Raw genomic sequence first — 16,989 nt, forward strand, 5'->3', positions numbered from 1 at the left:
TCAGAGGTGATAACATGTTGATAGGCATAATGAGTGACACTCATGACAACCTCCCGGCAATTTCAAAAGCTATTGAGGTTTTTAACAATGCAGGTGTGGATTTAGTGCTACATGCAGGCGACTATATTGCCCCATTTGTTAAAAAAGAGTTTTCCAAACTTAATGCACCATTAAAAGGTGTTTTTGGCAACAATGATGGTGAAAGAGAAGGACTAAAAAACACAATTGGTGTAAAAGATGAGATCCTAGAAATAGACGCAGACGGTCTTAGAATTATCGTTCTCCACGGTACAGATGAAAAAATTGTAGAAGCATTCGTCAAAAGCCAGCTTTATGATGTAGTCATTAGAGGACATACTCACAAATATGAAATTAGGGAAACTGGTAGAAGCATAGTTCTCAATCCAGGCGAAGTGTGCGGCTATGTAAGTGGAATAAAGAGTGTGGCATTTTTAGACACGCGAAAGAGGGAGATAAAAATAATAGATCTTGAGAGTGGTGAACCTCTAGGCTTCATGAGCCTTTGAAAAAGGATATAAGAAAGAAAAACCTAAGGGAAATCATGGAAACTGACCTCCTAACCCCTAAAGAGAGGTATAATGGTGTCGTCCTTATTGGAGTTAGAAAGAATGAGATAGTTGAATTCATCAAAGTTTACGCAGAAAATAAAGATCTTGCAAAAGAATTGTTAGAACAATTCCTTTATGAGAAAGGCATACACCCAGCAGATTTTGTAGTCGTGGACCAAGGATACGAAAGCGTTGAAGGAAAGGAAATAATAAGCACAAGGACTGAGAGCGAGCTTTCAGCGTTTCTTGCTCGTTTTGGGTTGAGATTGCTCTCAAATGGAGTTTTGTATCTTCAAGGAAAAAGAGAGATTTACCAGATAACCTCAGTAAGTCAAGACCTTTTAGAAGAAATTAAGGCAAGGACGGAAAAGACAGTGGGAATGGAGTTAAAAGAAGAACCGTTGAGAGTTGATCTAGATGAAATTAACCTTCCCGAGAGTATCAAAGAGAAGCTTAAGCCTCTTGAGCTTATGGAGGATGCATTAATAATAAATTATGCAGAACTTCCTATTTCAAAGATTTTGAAAAGTGTGACCAAAGGCGCCGTTAAGATACCTGAGAGCATAAAGATAGGGAATTTTACTGTAAAAATCTTTGATGAAGATCTTCATGAAGTCATAGCAAAGAACAAAGGAGAAATTCTCATAAAACCCCCGGTTATAGTATGGGATGGATACATTGATTCGATGGAAGACTTTGAATTCCAACCACTAAACGATAGTATATACAATGCTCCACTATTTCTCAAAGCATGCAAAGGATTTCTAATCCTACAAGAGCCGCCTCTAGAGTTATTGGAAAAGCTCTCCAGGATTAAGGAAAAGGGTTTCCTAAAACTCAAAGGAAAAGTTGCGAAAATAAAAGAGAGATTTACGATAATTGTAGACACCAAAAATCCCACAAAATACGATGGCATAATGCTCCCGATCAAAATAAAACTACCCTCTCTAGAAAACAAGGAGATGAAGGAGATCCTAGAAAAAGAAATTGGCCTTGAAATCCCCTTAGAAATCCTGGAGGAAATCCCTACCAAGTACAGAACTTTTAAAGGCATTATAACACTTGTTAAGCTCTTCAACAGGCTTCAAAGCAAAAGGCCAGAAAAAGAGCCAATAGAACTTTTAAAGGAAGCTCTCTCATTATTTCTTGGTGAAGATAAATGAAAGTCATTGATGGAAGTTATGGGGAAGGTGGGGGGCAAATTCTCAGAACTGCTATTGCCCTCTCAGTAATCACGGGAGAACCGATAAAGATTATCAATATCCGAGCAAAGCGCTCTAAGCCTGGCTTAAGACCTCAACATCTATATGGAATCTTAGGACTAAAAGAACTATCCGATGCGAAAGTAAAGGGAGCCAAAGAAAGCTCAACCGAGCTTGAATTTTATCCAAAGAGCATCAGAGCAAAACATATTAAGGTACCCATAAAGACCGCCGGCAGTATAAGTCTCGTTCTTCAGGCTCTTCTCCCAGCTATGGTTTTCGCTGAAGAGGAAGTTACTTTTGAGATAACAGGGGGGACTGATGTTGCATGGTCTCCTCCTGTTGATTATTTGAAATATGTGACCCTTTATGCTCTCGACAAGCTTGGAATAAAAGCAAAAATAGAAATAAAGAGACGTGGACACTATCCACGAGGAAGAGGACTTGTCACGGGAAAAGTGTCTCCGTGGGAAACAAAAAGACGCCTAATAGCAAAAACTTTTAACAAAATTCTCGCCTTTGGAGGAATAAGCCATGCAGTAAGATTGCCTTCTCACGTAGCTGTAAGACAAGCAAAAGCTGCAAAAGAGATTCTCGAGAGAGCTTATCCATCCGTACCAGTGAAAATCAACGAGGAGTACTATGAACAAGGGGAAGATCCCCACTTCGGCCCTGGCAGTGGAATTGTTATCTGGGCAAACACAGATGTCCTTCGGTTGGGTGGGGATGCTTTAGGAGAGAGAGGAAAGCCCGCGGAGGTTGTAGGTAAAGAGGCAGCAAGAGAACTATTAGAGCAGTTAAAACCAAGGTACGCAGTAGAGAAATTCTTGGGAGATCAACTCATACCGTTTTTGGCCTTTGCTGGAGGAGAAATATGGGTGAGTGAGATCACAAAGCATTTGATCACTAACATCTGGGTTGTGGAGCAGTTCTTTGGAAAGGTCTTTGAGATTGAGGGAGATGTTGGGAAGCCTGGAAAGGTTAGGGTTGTGAAAAGAATAAGGATTTAGAAATAATATTTGTACCTCTCCAAAAATTTCACCTCTTCAATCTTTTTTGCAGCAGATTCAAAAGCAGACTGTAGTTTATTAAAATCATTAAGCGCATCCCACTTACTTATCCAGATTAATACTGATTCTCTATTTTTGAGTCTTATCCACACTGCCGGTTGATGCTTAAAAACCATTGCTAAAGGAACACGTTCCTTTAGATTAATTTCCACATGATCAATGGTGCCAAAATGCCATGACCTTACTGACTTAATATCTCCCTTACCACCTCTCAAGATGCCCAGTTTAGGCTTCTCGTTATAAATAAGTATCCTTTTGTTTGTAATAGCGATCCTATTGTATTTTTCTGAGTTCATTTCATAATGCCCATCAACAACACTTACTATATATTCACCGGGCATTAAATAATCCCGAAGCTCCATTTCCCTTCTCCCTCCGGGTATTTATAATTTTCCCTTCTCCCGAAGGGTTAATATATAGCAGACGAATCAGAAAAGCGAAATCAGCAGAAATGAAAGCTGAAAGTTAGAGGATTACTCCTCGAGGTCTATTCCATAAACCTTTTTTGGATTTTCCACGTGGATCTTGTATGCAGTATCTTCATTCATTAACCCCTGCTGAAGAAAGGCTAAAGTTCTCTTTGGTACAGTTTTAGGTCCAAGAACTGCCCCAGGTCTTCTCCTATCGTCTATGTAATCCGTTTCCATCAAGAATCTGCTCCCTTGCATGAGAGCTTCCATTAGAGTTTTTTTGCTTGCTAGTATAGACGGGAAGACACCCTCTTCTTCAGCCACCTTAATAAGGGGAGGAGAATAGTGCTTCACAACTTTATATGGCCTTATTCCAACTTCTCTAACAATCTGCCCAAGCTCCCTAAACTTCTTCTCATTGAAGCTTTCTGTGTGGAGTTGAACAGCGCAATCGGCCTCCTTTGCTAGGCTCATCCCATATTTCATGAGCTCTATGCTTGCTTCCCATATTTCTTCGCTAACTTCATAGTGTGGCCTTCCTATTTCCCCAATCGCTATGGCCTTTCTCTCAAAACAGAGTTTTTGGGCATATTCGAGGGCTTTCATAACCTCATTCTTAGCATACTCAAGGCCCTTCTTTTCGGCGAGATATACAAATTCAGCTGGATGGACGCCAACTACTGCAAAAGCTTTCACAGGGCTTTCTTTGTTGATTTTTTTTACAAGCTCTAAGTGAAAATCCATGGCTTTTATGAAATCCTCCGCTTTAACTCCTGCAAATCCATAGTCATGAGCTGTCTTGTAGATTACATTCAGATGCGTTCCCCCAGCTCGATGAAATTGCTTGACTGCTTCCAAAAAGAGGCCCTTAAACGGATCCACGTGAAAATGATTATCAAATATTATCATCACCATCACCAAGAGAGAGTTTCCGAAAAGGGTTTAAAAGACCTTAGGCCTGGTAAACCTCTAGGATTTCTTCTCCTTCAACACCAAGTGTGCCTTCTAAAACGAGCCCAACACGGTCATATTCAAGAGCAAAATCCACTTTCTTCCTATCTTTTTGGATCTCTCTTATTAAAGCGACTCCCCTCCCTTTGAGCTTATATCCCGGATATATAACTCCTTCAAGAACCTCTCCAATAATAACTTGCTTTCCTAATATATTGAGAACTTCCTCTACTTTGAATCTCCCGACAGGCTTTCTAGAGAATATCTCAACTCTTTCTCTTTTAAAGAACCTCTCAAGAATTCTCATCACTACCACTTCAGGAGTTCATCTAATGTAATTTCAAATTTCTCATTCAACCATTCTACAAAAGGAGTCTTCACAAACCGTATTTTTCCCTTTCCGTACCCTCCTTGTATATAAAGGACAGTTGTCGCTATTCTCTCCAACTCGGGGATTAGGTTAAACTTAAATGTTGATGCTACATTTTTATCTATTATATAAAATGCTTTTCTACTTTTGTTTCCTAAAAACCCCTGAATAGAGTTCATAACTGTGTAAAACTCAAAGGGACTCTGCATAAATGCAAACAGTCTCTCGAGACCAAGAACAAGATTTATGTATTTCCCTTGAGAATAAACCGCCCGAGCAGCGCTTTCATAACGACTTAGGTATACTACTGGCTCGGTCTCTAAAGGGATTCTTGTAATAACTTTCCCGATATTCTTTTTCCCACCAGTTTTTATAGTAAGTACATCTGAGAAATCATCTCTTATTCCAAAAAACTCCAGATGCTTTTTTACTACGAAGAGAGAGTCCAAAACATCGTCAACAAGGATTTTCAACCCTCTCTCACGAGCGTATCTTGTCAGCAAGTACGAAGTCATTAAACTACCATATGAGGTTTCATCCTCTATAAGAACCAGATCACCAAAGGGTGTTCTATCTATCAGGTTAAAGATTGCTTCTTTTGTTATCTCCATCCTACCACCTCTATAGGAATTTCAATACTCCTTCCCAATAGCTCCAAAGTCGTAGATTTTCTGAAAGTAAAAATACCGCTTGTAGGTGTTGGTTCTACTTCAATCACTGTAGTTGCTATGCGCCTTAGTTCTGGGAGGGGATTGAACTCACTTGAAGATGCTACATCCTTGTTGATTAAGTAGAAAGCTTTCCTTCGTTCATTGCCTAAGAAGGATTGTACAGATAAGAGCAATGCATAAAACTCTGGAACAGAACTAACAAATGCAAATAATCTCTCAATACCAAGAACAATATTTATGGATCTCTCAAACTTTGAAAAGATAGCTCTTCCCGTATCTTCATAGTTCTTTATATAGATGGCGGGTTCACTTACGAATTTAATCCTTGTAACAACGTTTCCCACTTCTCTCTTCCCACCAGTTTTTATAACAAATGCATCTTTAAAGTCTTCTTTAATACCCACAAATTCAAGATGCTTTTGAATAACATGAAGGGCATCAAAATTATCATCAATGATAACAGGTAACCCCTTCTCTCTTGCATAATATAGAAGACCCAGGGTTGTTAGTTCTGGAATAAAAGAGCGATAATACTCGATAAGTACAGTCTCCCCAAATTTCACTTCATCAATGAGTTTAAAGATGTCCTTTAGGGACTCCAAAATATCACCTATTACAAATTTCAGAACTGAAAAATATAAAGTTTTTGTAAAGAAAAAAAGTGCTAAAGTCTAACAACATGTACAGAACAAGAAATACATGGGTCAAAAGCTCTTACTGTCTCCTCTAATTTCTGCAAAAATGTGCTTTCATCTGAAGTTCCATACCTTCTTTTGGCCTCCTCATAAAGGCTGAGTTCCATTATAGCGTGGTTGAATGCTGTAGGGGTAATAATATTTGAATATGCAATGTTCCCCTTTTCATCAATTTTATAGTGGTGTATCAGAACTCCCCTAGGCGCTTCAACATAGCCAATTCCCTCTCCTTCTTGAGGCTCAATGGGCACATTTTCCCCATCGATACCTTTGTCTAAGAGTTCTCTAGTTATCTCCTTGGTTCTTTCTAGTGCATAAACAAGCTCAATTGCTTGAGCTAAGTTATTTAAACTTACATAACCCTGAGCAAGTTTCTCTTTGTACTCTTCATAGAGATGTTTTGCCATTGGAGTCAACATTTCTGACTTTAGTAGGACTCTTGGAAGTGCACCAACCATGAAAATTTCGCCTTTGTACCTACTCTGCTTTGCAAAACTATACGATAAGGCTTTCTCCTCAATGTGTTCAAAGTAGTCAAAAGTGTCTTTATCTGATGCTATGAGCTTATCTCCATAAAGATATCCATTAACTGCAATGTAATGTACAGGTTTAGCTCCAAGTGCCTCTTGACCAGCGAATATTCCCACTCCTCTTCTTGCAAGCCTCAATAAAGCCTCACTTTGCCTTTCCATCCTCTCTAATTCCTCTACAGTGGGGTATCTTCCAAACCCTCCTGGCTTAACGTTAATTCCGTGTATCTCCCTTCCACCAATGATCTCTCGGATATAATTACCAAAGGCTTTAATCGCTAAGCCTTCTTTGACAATTTCCCCATGTTTAGTTGCCATTCGTATTGCATCCGAATAACCAAAGAGATCAGGAGCCACTAGTAGGTATAGATGCAAAGCATTACTTTCCAAAAGTTCTCCAAGAAGCCCCAGTTCTCTCAAAAGCTCTATCTCTTTTGAAACCTTGACGCCAAATGCTCTCTCTATGCCAAGTACTGAAGCAACAGAATGTGAGAGGTAACAAATCGCACATATTCTTGCTTCTAAGTCAGGGACATCCCAATAGTATCTTCCCAAGGTAAGGAGTTCAAAGAACCTCGGCCCCTCGAATATTTTAACTTTGACGTCTTTTACTTCTCCATTTTCAATGATAACTTCTGCCCCTCCGTTTCCTTCAACCCTTGTGAATGCATCTATTTCAATGCTTACCATCTGAGCTCACCCCTTGCAAAAGTCTTAAACTTTCTCCGAATGTATTCTTCTCCATAACCGAGCTCCTTGAGAATCTCAAATTCACCTGCTGGATTTGCTTCTTTGGGTAGTGGTCCTCTACAACCAATGCAGCCCACCTTGGACTTTATGCACACAGCGTTACAACCTCCGAGAGTTATGGGTCCCAGACAAGGGGTACCTCTTTTTATAAGAACACATTCGTATTCATTCAGTTTACACTCTATACATACAGGATAATCCTTTGTTGGTGGTTCAACACCTTTGGCCAGATTCATGAGAATTTGGTAAATCTCGTCCTTATCATAAGGACAACCTGGTAGTGCATAATCTACTGCAACATGCTGAACAATTGGAGTTGAGTCTAAGGCCCTCATCGGATTTGCTTTAGTCCCATAAACTTTCTCAAGTTTCTCTCTTATTTTTCCTTCCACACTGGCCTGAACATCCCCATGAGTAGCACACGTCCCCAAGGCAATGAGGTACTTAGAATGGTTCCTTGCATAATGGAGAAGGTTTAGATCCCTTTGAGTAGATACAGTTCCTGTAACCAAAGCAACGTCCAGAGTGTCATGCTCCTTAAAACTCGATGCCATGTGAAACTCTTTTATTTCATAGAACTCAAGCAAGTCAAAGAGCTTTTCATAGAGGAAGAGAATATTTAGTGCACATCCACCACAATCAGTTAGCTCAAAAACACCCAATTTGAGCATCATATCAGCCCCCTTGTCGAAAGTGCATCCCAATACGTGAATACAGGACCATCTTTGCACACGTACTTAATTGAGGTACTTGTTCCAACGATACAGTGCCCACATTTTCCAACTCCACATCTCATTCTCCGCTCAAGAGTCATGTAGATTCTCCCCGGAGATAGCTTCCTGTCTAAGAGTTCCTTGATAACAAACTTATACATCACTGGAGGACCACATATCAAAGCATATGTGTTGTTTACATCAAAACTCTCTCCTCTGAAGAGATCAGTAACAACTCCCTTGCAAACTCTTGGTGAGTAGCCTTTCTCTAGGTATATGCATGATGGACTTTCTACCTCATAGGCAAGTTTCACGTGACAGTTCATGTCCTCCCCATGTTTCAGCAGATGAATTATCTCATCCCTAAAGAGAATGTCCTCGTAGGCCTTGGTACCATAGAATAGGTATATTTTTTCATATTTTCCACTATCAAGGGCATACCAAAGTACTGACCTTAGTGGCGCCATTCCTAGACCGCCCGCTACTAAGATTAACGTGCTTCCTTCCATTTTCTCCATTGGAAACCCGTTACCATATGGACCTCTTATTCCAACTATATCTCCCTCTTTCAAATTGTGCATGTATTTGGTCATTCTCCCTACTCGTCTAACACAAAGCTGGAAATATCCTTCTCTTGTGGGAGTTGAGCAAAGGCTTATTGGGAACTCTCCAAATCCTCTGATGTCAACCACTACAAATTGCCCTGGCTTATATTTGAACTTCCTGTTAATCTCAGGATCAAGGAAACGGAGGGTGAAGAGTTTCTCTCTTGAAGTTAGCTCTTTTACCTCTAAAATCCTTGCATCATGTGTTTGGAAGCTCATTGCAATCCCTCCCTTACCTCATCAAGAACTTTAACGTGTTCTATTTTTGCTGGACAGAATTCATCACATCGTCCACAACCAACGCAATTAAAGCCCGCAGATGGGTCAAAGTAACTCTTACAGTAGTAACGATGTCTAAAGCGATCTAAGCGGGTTGGTCTGAAATTATGTCCTCCTGCCACCAAACCATGACTCTCCATGAAACAGGAATCATAGCGTCTAACTCTTACTGCTTCATATGCATTCATCCAGAGGTCACAGACTTCGTAACACCTGCATGTCGGACAAACCATATTACAGTTCCCACACCCAAGACAAATTCTCTCGTATTTCTTCCACACAGGACTGTTGTATGCTAGGTCAAGCATGTCTTCAAGTCCTTCTTTGTTAAGGTGTTTCTGGAACGAATTAGCCCTTTTTTCCTCAAATTCTCTAAAATTCTTCATGTCTTCTTCAGTTAACTCCTCAAAGAGTTCTTCAGTTCCCCATGCAATCTCATGTCCCTTTACACTCCCAACCCTGACAAGCCAGCCATCAGGAAGTTCATGTAAAAACAAGTCGAACCCGTGCATGGCGAAATCTGTTCCAAGGCTCTTGCAGAAGCAGTATTCATCAGGCATACAGCTTATACCTATTATTATTGAATTCTCCCGTCTTTTTTTGTAGTACGGATCCACTGGATCACTCAGGTACACTTTGTCCAAAATTTCTAAGCCATGTATATCACAAGAATGAACGCCAAAGAGGACTATAGGCTCTGTGCCATTGGCCTCTTCCCAGTGGCCCTCTTTGAGCTTAAGCATCTCGTCTTTTGGTCTTACAAAGAATTTTTTCGGCGGAAGCATAGTCCTTGTATAATCCAAGGCTATTTCTGAAACATTCTGAACTTTTTGGAATGAATAGATATTCTCTTTTTTTACTGGAGCATAGACGATGCCCCATTTCTTCAGCGAATTAAAGAATTCTTCAAAATTTTCCTCGGGTAACTTTACGTACCGCAAGATAACCACCCAAAGCTATTATTCAATTTTATGTTTGTAAAGACCCGATTTAAGGATTTTTTAAACAGATGGTGACTAACCAAACGTTACAAACATATACTTTGAGGCACACTAATGAGGATTAATGATATTTTATAACTGGTTAGTATAATTATGAGCACCAGTGTCTCTATTTGGAAAAGGTTTATATTAGTAAACCTCAAAAGTAATTGTGGTGATGTCTTGTGTTCAAGATAGTTCACAAGGAAAAATTAGCGCCCCATATCAATCTTTTTGAAATAGAGGCGCCTAAAATAGCCAAACATGCAAAACCAGGGCAGTTTGTAGTAATCAGACTTCATGAAAGAGGGGAGCGGATCCCGCTAACTATAGCTGATAAAAATATTGAGAGGGGAACAATAACAATCGTTGCCCAAGAAGTTGGAAAAAGCACGTATGAACTTGGCACATACGAAGCTGGCCAATATCTTCTGGATATTTTAGGACCCTTGGGCAAACCAAGCCACATAGATAACTTCGGCACTGTTGTCATGATTGGTGGTGGAGTTGGAGTCGCAGAAATTTACCCTGTAGCAAGAGCTATGAAGGAAGCAGGCAATTATGTTATATCTATTCTAGGTTTCAGAAATAAGGAGCTAGTTTTTTGGGAAGAGAAGCTAAAGTCAGTGAGTGATGAGGTAATAGTGACCACAAACGATGGCAGCTATGGAATGAAGGGGTTTACTACTCATGCCCTACAGAAGCTTATTGATGAGGGAAGAAAAATCGACATTGTTCATGCAGTAGGCCCTACAATCATGATGAAATTTGTAGCAGAATTAACAAAACCCTATGGAATCAAGACCATAGTTAGCTTAAACCCAATAATGGTGGATGCAACAGGAATGTGTGGCGTGTGTAGGGTTACCGCTGGAGGAGAGATAAAATTCGCATGTGTAGACGGGCCAGAATTTGATGGACATGAGGTAGACTTTGATGAACTCATGAGAAGACTTGACTATTACAAAGATTTAGAAAAGATCTCTTTTGAAAAGTGGAAACGTGAGAGGGGGATGATTTAAATGCCAAGAAAAATTATAAAAGAAAGAGTCCCAACCCCAGAAAGACCTCCTGAAGAAAGAAATAAGGACTTTAATGAAGTTAACTTAGGTTATACATTTGAACTGGCTAAAAAAGAGGCTGAAAGATGTCTCCAATGTAAGCCCGCTCCTTGTATCCAAGGATGTCCTGTTTACATTGATATTCCTGCTTTTATCACGAAAATAATTGAAGAAGACATAAGAGGTGCTCTAGAGGTCATATGGAGAAACAATTCTCTGCCAGCTATTACAGGTAGAGTTTGTCCCCAAGAGGATCAATGTGAGGGCGTTTGTACAATGGGTAAAATCGGAGATCCAATAAATATTGGAAAACTTGAAAGATTTGTAGCAGACTATGCAAGGCAGCACGGAATTGACGAAGAGCTTTTGGAGGAGCAGATAAAAGGAATACAACACAATGGAAAGAAAGTTGCCATTATCGGGGCTGGACCAGCTGGATTGACTTGTGCTGCTGAACTAGCTAGGATGGGATACGAAGTAACAATTTTTGAAGCACTTCATGAACCGGGAGGAGTTACAATATATGGCATTCCAGAGTTTAGGCTTCCAAAGGAGATCGTGAGAAGAGAACTTGAAAACTTAAGGAAGCTCGGGGTGAAAATTGAAACCGATACACTCGTTGGAAAAACCGTTACATTCGAAGAGCTGAGGGAGGAGTACGATGCAATATTTATAGGGACTGGAGCTGGGACTCCAAAGTTTGTAAAATGGGAAGGAATTAACTTAAATGGTATTTATTCTGCAAACGAGTTCCTTACAAGAGTTAACCTCATGAAGGCTTATGCTTTTCCAGAGTATGACACCCCAGTTAAGGTAGGCAAGAAATTTGCAGTTATTGGCGGAGGGAACACTGCGATGGATGCCGCGCGTTCAGCATTAAGACTTGGAGCAGAGGTTTGGATTCTTTACAGAAGGACAAAGAAGGAGATGACAGCACGTATAGAGGAGATACACCACGCAGAAGAGGAAGGAGTAAAGTTCATGTTCCTCGTTTCACCAAAGCGCTTTATTGGGGACGAACATGGTAATCTTAAGGCCATAGAACTTGAAAAGATGAAACTTGGAGAACCAGATGAAACTGGAAGGAGAAGACCCATACCCACTGGAGAAACCTTTATCATGGAAATAGACAATGCAGTGATCGCAATTGGTCAAACTCCAAACAAGACATTCATTCAAAGTGTGCCAGATCTTCTAGTAGACAGATGGGGAAGAATAGTGGTTGACGATAAGTTAATGACCTCGATTCCTGGGGTTTTTGCTGGTGGGGATGCCATTAGAGGCGAAGCCACAGTAATTTTAGCAATGGGCGATGGAAGAAAGGCTGCAAAAAGTATACATGAATATTTAAGCGAAAAATCTTAATCTTCTTTTTTAAATATTGTTTTAGGTGATACCATGGAGTTTTTTGAAACAGTTAAAAAACGGAGAAGTATAAGAGAGTATCAAGACAAAAAAGTGCCAAAAGAGATGGTGGAGAAAATTCTTGAAGCGGCCTTTTATTCTCCAAGCTCACGAAACAGAAGACCATGGCACTTTATTGTTGTAGATGATAGGGATCTTATAATAAAACTCTCTCAAGCTAGGAGTGCCCTCAAGTTTCTTGAAACAGCTCCTTTGGCAATAGTTGTTTGCGGAGATGAAAACATAAGTTCAGCATGGGTTTTTGATGCGAGTATTGCAGCAGAACACATACAGCTAGCGGCCACAGCATTAGATCTAGGAGCTTGCTGGGGACATGTTCTGGAAAGACAACACAACAAAGAAAAAAGTGCTGAAGAGTACATAAGAGAGCTTTTAGGAATTCCAAAACATGTTAGGATTCTATGTGTAATTGGAATAGGTTATCCTGCAGAAAGAAAACCCGAACACAGTAAAGAGGAAATAATGTGGGAAAGAGTACACTTAAATAAATTTGGAAACGTCTTTAAATGACCGCAGGAATTCCTGGAACTCTTGGAAAAGGTTGGACTTCCGCTATATGCTTTGCCCCTACTAAATACCTAACAAGCCTCTCCACACCAATGCCGGCTCCTGCTGAAGGCTTTAACTTCCCAGCCCTTGCAACTTCGAGATAAGGCTTAAATGCTTCCAAGCTCAATCCACTTTCTTTTAACTTTCTCAGTATCACTTCATATTCCCATTCCCTTTCTCCACCGCTTGAAACTTCTCCATAACCTTCAGGTAGTATCAAATCATAGTTCCTAAAGTGACCCGGTTTTGCAGGATCCTCTCTATCGTAAAATTCCCTGGATATGTCCGTTATCCAGAACGGCTCGCTCATAGCTTTGCTCGCCTTCTCATCGTCGCCGAATTTTTCTTCAATCTCAGCCATAGTAAAGCGCTTAAATGGTGCTTTAACTTTAGGCAAGCCTCTTTCAGCAAGTTCTTCCCAGGTTCTTGCTTCCTTAAAGAGCCCTACTATTAGTTCTTCTATAAGACTCATAACATCATCCATGGTTGCATGAGCTATCTCAAAGTCAATTTGAGTAAACTCATACGCGTGTCTCCCATCGTCCCTATCTCTCTCTTCAAGTCTTATGTTGGGAGAAAGGACAAATATTCTTTCCAGGCCCATTGCCATAGCAAACTGTTTATGGAGAATCATGCTGTGCATTAGCTTTAACTTTGTTCCATATGCTTCAATCTCTGGAGCCCTCATCTTACTAGCTGCTGGATCGGGCCATAGAGGATCAGTTATGGAGCTTAGCATAACCGGTAAGAGCCATTTAAACCCCTTTTTAACAAAGAAATCAGTCATGTAGTCCATCACTTTCGTCTGTACTTTAATGGCGCTTTCAATATCCCTACTTATTAGTTGAACTGCGTTCATGATCATCACCAATATGACAACTATCAAGGACCTATATGTATTTTATGCAAAAAATCTTGGAGAATTGGTAATTTTGTGAAAAATATTAGGGATAATATAGAATGAAAATCAAGTTATTTATAAATAGACTTGTCAAAATTTTATGACATTTTGCTAATCCTAGGTAAAATACCAAAGAAGAACTGAAGCAGTAAAGTAAGAAAATAAAATTCAAAGGACAGAGAAGTTCATTGTTGTGGACAGATGTCTTTCTCAGTTGGTGGTTTTGGATCAAGACCTTTTCTTTGCCTTATCTGCCTTATGATGTTTATAGCAAGCTCATTTGGAACTCTCTTGAAGCCTGCGTGTTCTGTACTCCATAGTGCCCTACCGCTTGTTGCACCTCTAATAGCCCCAGCGAATCCAAACATCTCAGCTACTGGAGCCTCTGAGATAATGATCATTACTTCACCCTCTTGTCTCATGTCAATAAGTTGTCCTCTTCTCTGGTTCATTTCTCTGCTAACTGAACCCATGTATTCGTATGGAACGTTTATGATGACCTTCTGGTATGGTTCGTAAAGAACTGGGTTGGACTTCATCATTGCACAGTGTATAGCAGTTCTAATTGCTGGATAAATCTGGGCTGGACCTCTGTGGACGTTATCTTCGTGAATCTTAGCATCCACAAGCCTTACTATGACCTTCATCACAGGTTCTTTAGCAAGTGGTCCTTCATCCATTGCTTGGTGGAAACCATCGACAAGAAGATCCATTACCTCGTTAAGGTACTGGAGACCCTTTGTGTTGTCAAGGAACATGTTTCCGTTGTAAATGTCAACGATACCTCTTGCAATATCATAATCCATTCCAAGTTCAGCAAGCTTCTTTGCAACAGCCTTTGTATCTTTTGGTCTTCCCTCAGGAATCTCACCCTCTTTAATTGCTTGGTAGATGTTATCAGGCATTGGTTCAACAACAATATAGAATCTGTTGTGCTTGTTTGGTGACTTTCCTTCAACTATTGGGCTGACCTTTGTGATGCTCTCTCTGTAAACGACGATTGGCTCTGAAACGTCAACGTCAACACCCCACTGTTCTTTGAGGTGGACTAATTTAACCTCAAGGTGAAGCTCACCCATACCGCTGAGAAGGTGTTGTCCAGTCTCTTCATCAATCTTAACGTGGAGTGTTGGATCTTCTTTAGCGAGCTGTCTAAGGGCCTCTATAAGCCTTGGTAGATCCTTAACATTCTTGGCTTCGATAGCCACTGTAACAACAGGCTCACTTGTGTAGTGAAGTGCTTCGAATGGCTCAATTTGCTCTTCTGAGACCGTCTCACCGGCCATAGCATCCCTTAAACCAGTAACCGCAACAATGTTACCCGCTGGAACAGCTTCCATGTTAACTCTCTCTGGCCCCATATAGATACCAACTTGCTGAATTCTTGCCTTTCTCTTTGCAGTTATAAGGTGAACTTCTTGACCTGTCTTTACAGTACCACTCCAAACTCTACCTGTAGCCACTTCACCAGCGTGTTTGTCAATAATGATCTTTGTAACAACCATTACCACCTTCCCTTTTGGATCACACTTAGCCATTGATTGCCCGATCTCGCTTTCTACCTCGCCTCTCCAGAGGTGTGGGATTCTGTATCTCTGAGCCTCTATTGGGTTTGGAAGGTGCCTAACTACCATGTCCAATACCACAACGTGGAGTGGGGCCTTCTTTCTCAATGTTTTCAAGTCGCCAGCGTTTGTTAGATCGATAATGTCCTTAAAGGAGACTCCGGTTTTCTTCATGTATGGGACGCTAAGGGCCCAGTTATAGTAAGCAGAACCAAAGGCAACGCTACCATCATTAACGTTTACTAACCATTTATCTCTGAATTCCTGGGGAGCGTATTTCCTAATTAAACGGTTTACATCTGTAATAACCTTAACAAACCTCTCCTGCATTTGCTGAGGAGTGAGTTTAAGCTCTTTAATGAGTCTATCAACCTTATTTATGAACAACACAGGTTTAACGTATTCTCTAAGGGCCTGTCTAAGAACTGTCTCTGTTTGTGGCATAACACCCTCAACAGCGTCAACTACAATTATTGCACCATCTATGGCTCTCATTGCTCTTGTAACGTCACCACCAAAGTCAACGTGACCCGGGGTATCAATGAGGTTAATGAGGTATTTTTGTCCCTCATATTCGTGAATCATTGAAACGTTAGCTGCGTTGATTGTAATACCTCTTGCTTGTTCCTGTTCATCAAAATCAAGCACGAGTTGCTTTCCTGCGAGTTCCTCACTAATCATTCCTGCTCCAGCCAAAAGATTATCACTCAATGTTGTCTTACCGTGGTCAATGTGAGCGGCAATACCCATATTTCTAATTCTTTCAGGCTGAAGCATCAACCCCTTAATCTCCTTAATCATCTCTTCCCTCTTTCCCATATCGCACCACCTAAAAATGTTGATCGTTAGTTCATCTCTCACTTCAAAAATTTAGTTATAAATCTTTCCATGCTCACTTCCCAAATCTTCTACTTCTCTTCTGGTATTCCCTAATTATTCTCAGGAAATCAATCTTTCTAAACTCCGGAAAGTACACATCGACAAAGAAAAGCTCGCTATATGCGATCTGATAAATCAAGAAGTTGCTTATCCTAACCTCACCACCCGTCCTGATAACTATATCGGGATCGGACATGTTGGGTACATAAAGATACCTTTTCAACAGCTCCTCAGTTATCTCATTCTTTTCAAGTTTTCCAGCCTGAATATCATCAACAATCCGTTTCACAGCATCGACTATCTCACTTCTTCCCCCATATGCAACGGCGATATTCAAGGTATAATTATTATATTTTCTCGTGGCCCTCTCTGCCTCCTCAGCTGCCTCTCGAACATTTTTAGGCAACAATTCTTTTCTTCCGAGAACATTAACCCTTATCCCATATTTATGAACTCTTTCATCATGAACTAGCTCTCTAAATTTCTTCTCAAAAAGATCCATCAGCATCTTGACCTCTTCCTTACTCCTCTTAAAGTTCTCAGTAGAGAAAGCGTATACTGTCAATGTTCTTATACCCAAATCACGGCACCATTCAAGGATCTCCTCTAACTTTTGAGATCCAAAAAGATGACCATACCACGGAGGCTTATCTAAGAGCCTAGCCCATCTCCTATTCCCATCCATTATGATCGCAACATGTTTTGGAATCTTCTCAGGTCTAGACTTGACTTTCTCAAATAGGTAAGACTCATACAGATCATACACCGGCTTAAATAAAATATGGGGAATGAAAGAGACAATTCTATAGAGCAT

The 16,989-nt window shown here is 40.4% G+C and carries 18 protein-coding genes; 6 read left to right on the plus strand and 12 right to left on the minus strand.

What is annotated here, in order from left to right:
• Positions 1-14: 14 nt before the first annotated feature.
• Genes K1720_RS00300 through rtcA form a run of 3 tightly spaced genes read left to right on the plus strand, consistent with a single transcriptional unit; the run spans position 15 to position 2,781 of the window.
• A complete protein-coding gene (locus K1720_RS00300; protein WP_251949234.1) occupies positions 15-527 on the plus strand; it encodes a metallophosphoesterase in 513 nt (170 codons plus the stop codon).
• Positions 528-562: 35 nt separating this feature from the next.
• Complete coding sequence (locus tag K1720_RS00305; RefSeq protein ID WP_251949235.1) at positions 563-1,732, plus strand: hypothetical protein; 1,170 nt, start codon at positions 563-565, stop codon at positions 1,730-1,732.
• Positions 1,729-2,781: an RNA 3'-terminal phosphate cyclase gene (rtcA, locus tag K1720_RS00310; protein ID WP_251949236.1), complete on the plus strand. Its 1,053-nt coding sequence runs from the start codon at positions 1,729-1,731 to the stop codon at positions 2,779-2,781. The genes K1720_RS00305 and rtcA overlap by 4 nt, the downstream gene beginning before the upstream one ends.
• Here rtcA and K1720_RS00315 read toward each other — a convergent pair.
• The 9 genes from K1720_RS00315 to shyB all read right to left on the minus strand — a co-directional run bounded on the left by K1720_RS00315 (position 2,778) and on the right by shyB (position 9,756).
• Positions 2,778-3,203: a hypothetical protein gene (locus tag K1720_RS00315; RefSeq protein ID WP_251949237.1), complete on the minus strand. Its 426-nt coding sequence runs from the start codon at positions 3,201-3,203 to the stop codon at positions 2,778-2,780. The two genes, rtcA and K1720_RS00315, sit on opposite strands and share 4 nt — an antisense overlap.
• 111 nt (positions 3,204-3,314) lie before the next feature.
• Positions 3,315-4,160: a TatD family hydrolase gene (locus K1720_RS00320; protein ID WP_251949238.1), complete on the minus strand. Its 846-nt coding sequence runs from the start codon at positions 4,158-4,160 to the stop codon at positions 3,315-3,317.
• Between the two features lie 43 nt (positions 4,161-4,203).
• Positions 4,204-4,509, minus strand: coding sequence for a tRNA-binding protein Pbp11 (gene pbp11 / locus K1720_RS00325; RefSeq protein ID WP_251949239.1), 306 nt, complete (start codon positions 4,507-4,509; stop codon positions 4,204-4,206).
• A gap of 2 nt (positions 4,510-4,511) precedes the next feature.
• Entirely contained in the window at positions 4,512-5,183 is a 672-nt protein-coding gene (locus tag K1720_RS00330) for a DUF257 family protein (RefSeq protein ID WP_251949240.1), read from the minus strand.
• Positions 5,174-5,845: a DUF257 family protein gene (locus tag K1720_RS00335; protein ID WP_251949241.1), complete on the minus strand. Its 672-nt coding sequence runs from the start codon at positions 5,843-5,845 to the stop codon at positions 5,174-5,176. The genes K1720_RS00330 and K1720_RS00335 overlap by 10 nt, the downstream gene beginning before the upstream one ends.
• Positions 5,846-5,907: 62 nt before the next feature.
• On the minus strand, positions 5,908-7,158 hold the full coding sequence (shyA, locus tag K1720_RS00340; RefSeq protein WP_251949242.1) for an NAD(P)-dependent hydrogenase/sulfhydrogenase 2 subunit alpha: 1,251 nt from the start codon (positions 7,156-7,158) through the stop codon (positions 5,908-5,910).
• On the minus strand, positions 7,152-7,892 hold the full coding sequence (gene shyD, locus K1720_RS00345; protein WP_251949243.1) for an NAD(P)-dependent hydrogenase/sulfhydrogenase 2 subunit delta: 741 nt from the start codon (positions 7,890-7,892) through the stop codon (positions 7,152-7,154). Before shyD ends, shyA begins: the two co-directional genes overlap by 7 nt.
• Positions 7,889-8,755, minus strand: coding sequence for an NAD(P)-dependent hydrogenase/sulfhydrogenase 2 subunit gamma (shyC, locus tag K1720_RS00350; protein WP_251949244.1), 867 nt, complete (start codon positions 8,753-8,755; stop codon positions 7,889-7,891). Before shyC ends, shyD begins: the two co-directional genes overlap by 4 nt.
• The gene (gene shyB, locus K1720_RS00355) at positions 8,752-9,756 is read right to left on the minus strand and encodes an NAD(P)-dependent hydrogenase/sulfhydrogenase 2 subunit beta (protein ID WP_251949245.1); all 1,005 of its coding nucleotides are present in this window, start codon (positions 9,754-9,756) and stop codon (positions 8,752-8,754) included. Before shyB ends, shyC begins: the two co-directional genes overlap by 4 nt.
• 224 nt (positions 9,757-9,980) lie before the next feature.
• Here shyB and K1720_RS00360 point away from each other — a divergent pair, with 224 nt between their 5' ends.
• The 3 genes from K1720_RS00360 to K1720_RS00370 are packed head-to-tail and all read left to right on the plus strand — an operon-like array spanning position 9,981 to position 12,791.
• Complete coding sequence (locus K1720_RS00360; protein ID WP_251949246.1) at positions 9,981-10,817, plus strand: sulfide/dihydroorotate dehydrogenase-like FAD/NAD-binding protein; 837 nt, start codon at positions 9,981-9,983, stop codon at positions 10,815-10,817.
• The gene (gltA, locus tag K1720_RS00365; RefSeq protein ID WP_251949247.1) at positions 10,818-12,221 is read left to right on the plus strand and encodes an NADPH-dependent glutamate synthase; all 1,404 of its coding nucleotides are present in this window, start codon (positions 10,818-10,820) and stop codon (positions 12,219-12,221) included.
• 33 nt (positions 12,222-12,254) lie between these two features.
• Positions 12,255-12,791, plus strand: coding sequence for a nitroreductase family protein (locus K1720_RS00370; RefSeq protein ID WP_251949248.1), 537 nt, complete (start codon positions 12,255-12,257; stop codon positions 12,789-12,791).
• Here the strand turns inward: K1720_RS00370 and K1720_RS00375 are convergent.
• The 3 genes from K1720_RS00375 to uppS all read right to left on the minus strand — a co-directional run bounded on the left by K1720_RS00375 (position 12,784) and on the right by uppS (position 16,989).
• Entirely contained in the window at positions 12,784-13,689 is a 906-nt protein-coding gene (locus K1720_RS00375) for an asparagine synthetase A (protein ID WP_251949249.1), read from the minus strand. The genes K1720_RS00370 and K1720_RS00375 overlap by 8 nt on opposite strands.
• A gap of 227 nt (positions 13,690-13,916) precedes the next feature.
• Positions 13,917-16,115, minus strand: a complete 2,199-nt coding sequence (locus tag K1720_RS00380; protein WP_251949250.1) for an elongation factor EF-2 — start codon at positions 16,113-16,115, stop codon at positions 13,917-13,919.
• A gap of 73 nt (positions 16,116-16,188) precedes the next feature.
• Positions 16,189-16,989 (minus strand): polyprenyl diphosphate synthase, encoded by an 801-nt coding sequence (gene uppS, locus K1720_RS00385; RefSeq protein WP_251949251.1) that lies wholly within the window; start codon positions 16,987-16,989, stop codon positions 16,189-16,191.

This window comes from Thermococcus argininiproducens (genome assembly GCF_023746595.1).
Lineage (GTDB): Archaea > Methanobacteriota_B > Thermococci > Thermococcales > Thermococcaceae > Thermococcus_A > Thermococcus_A argininiproducens.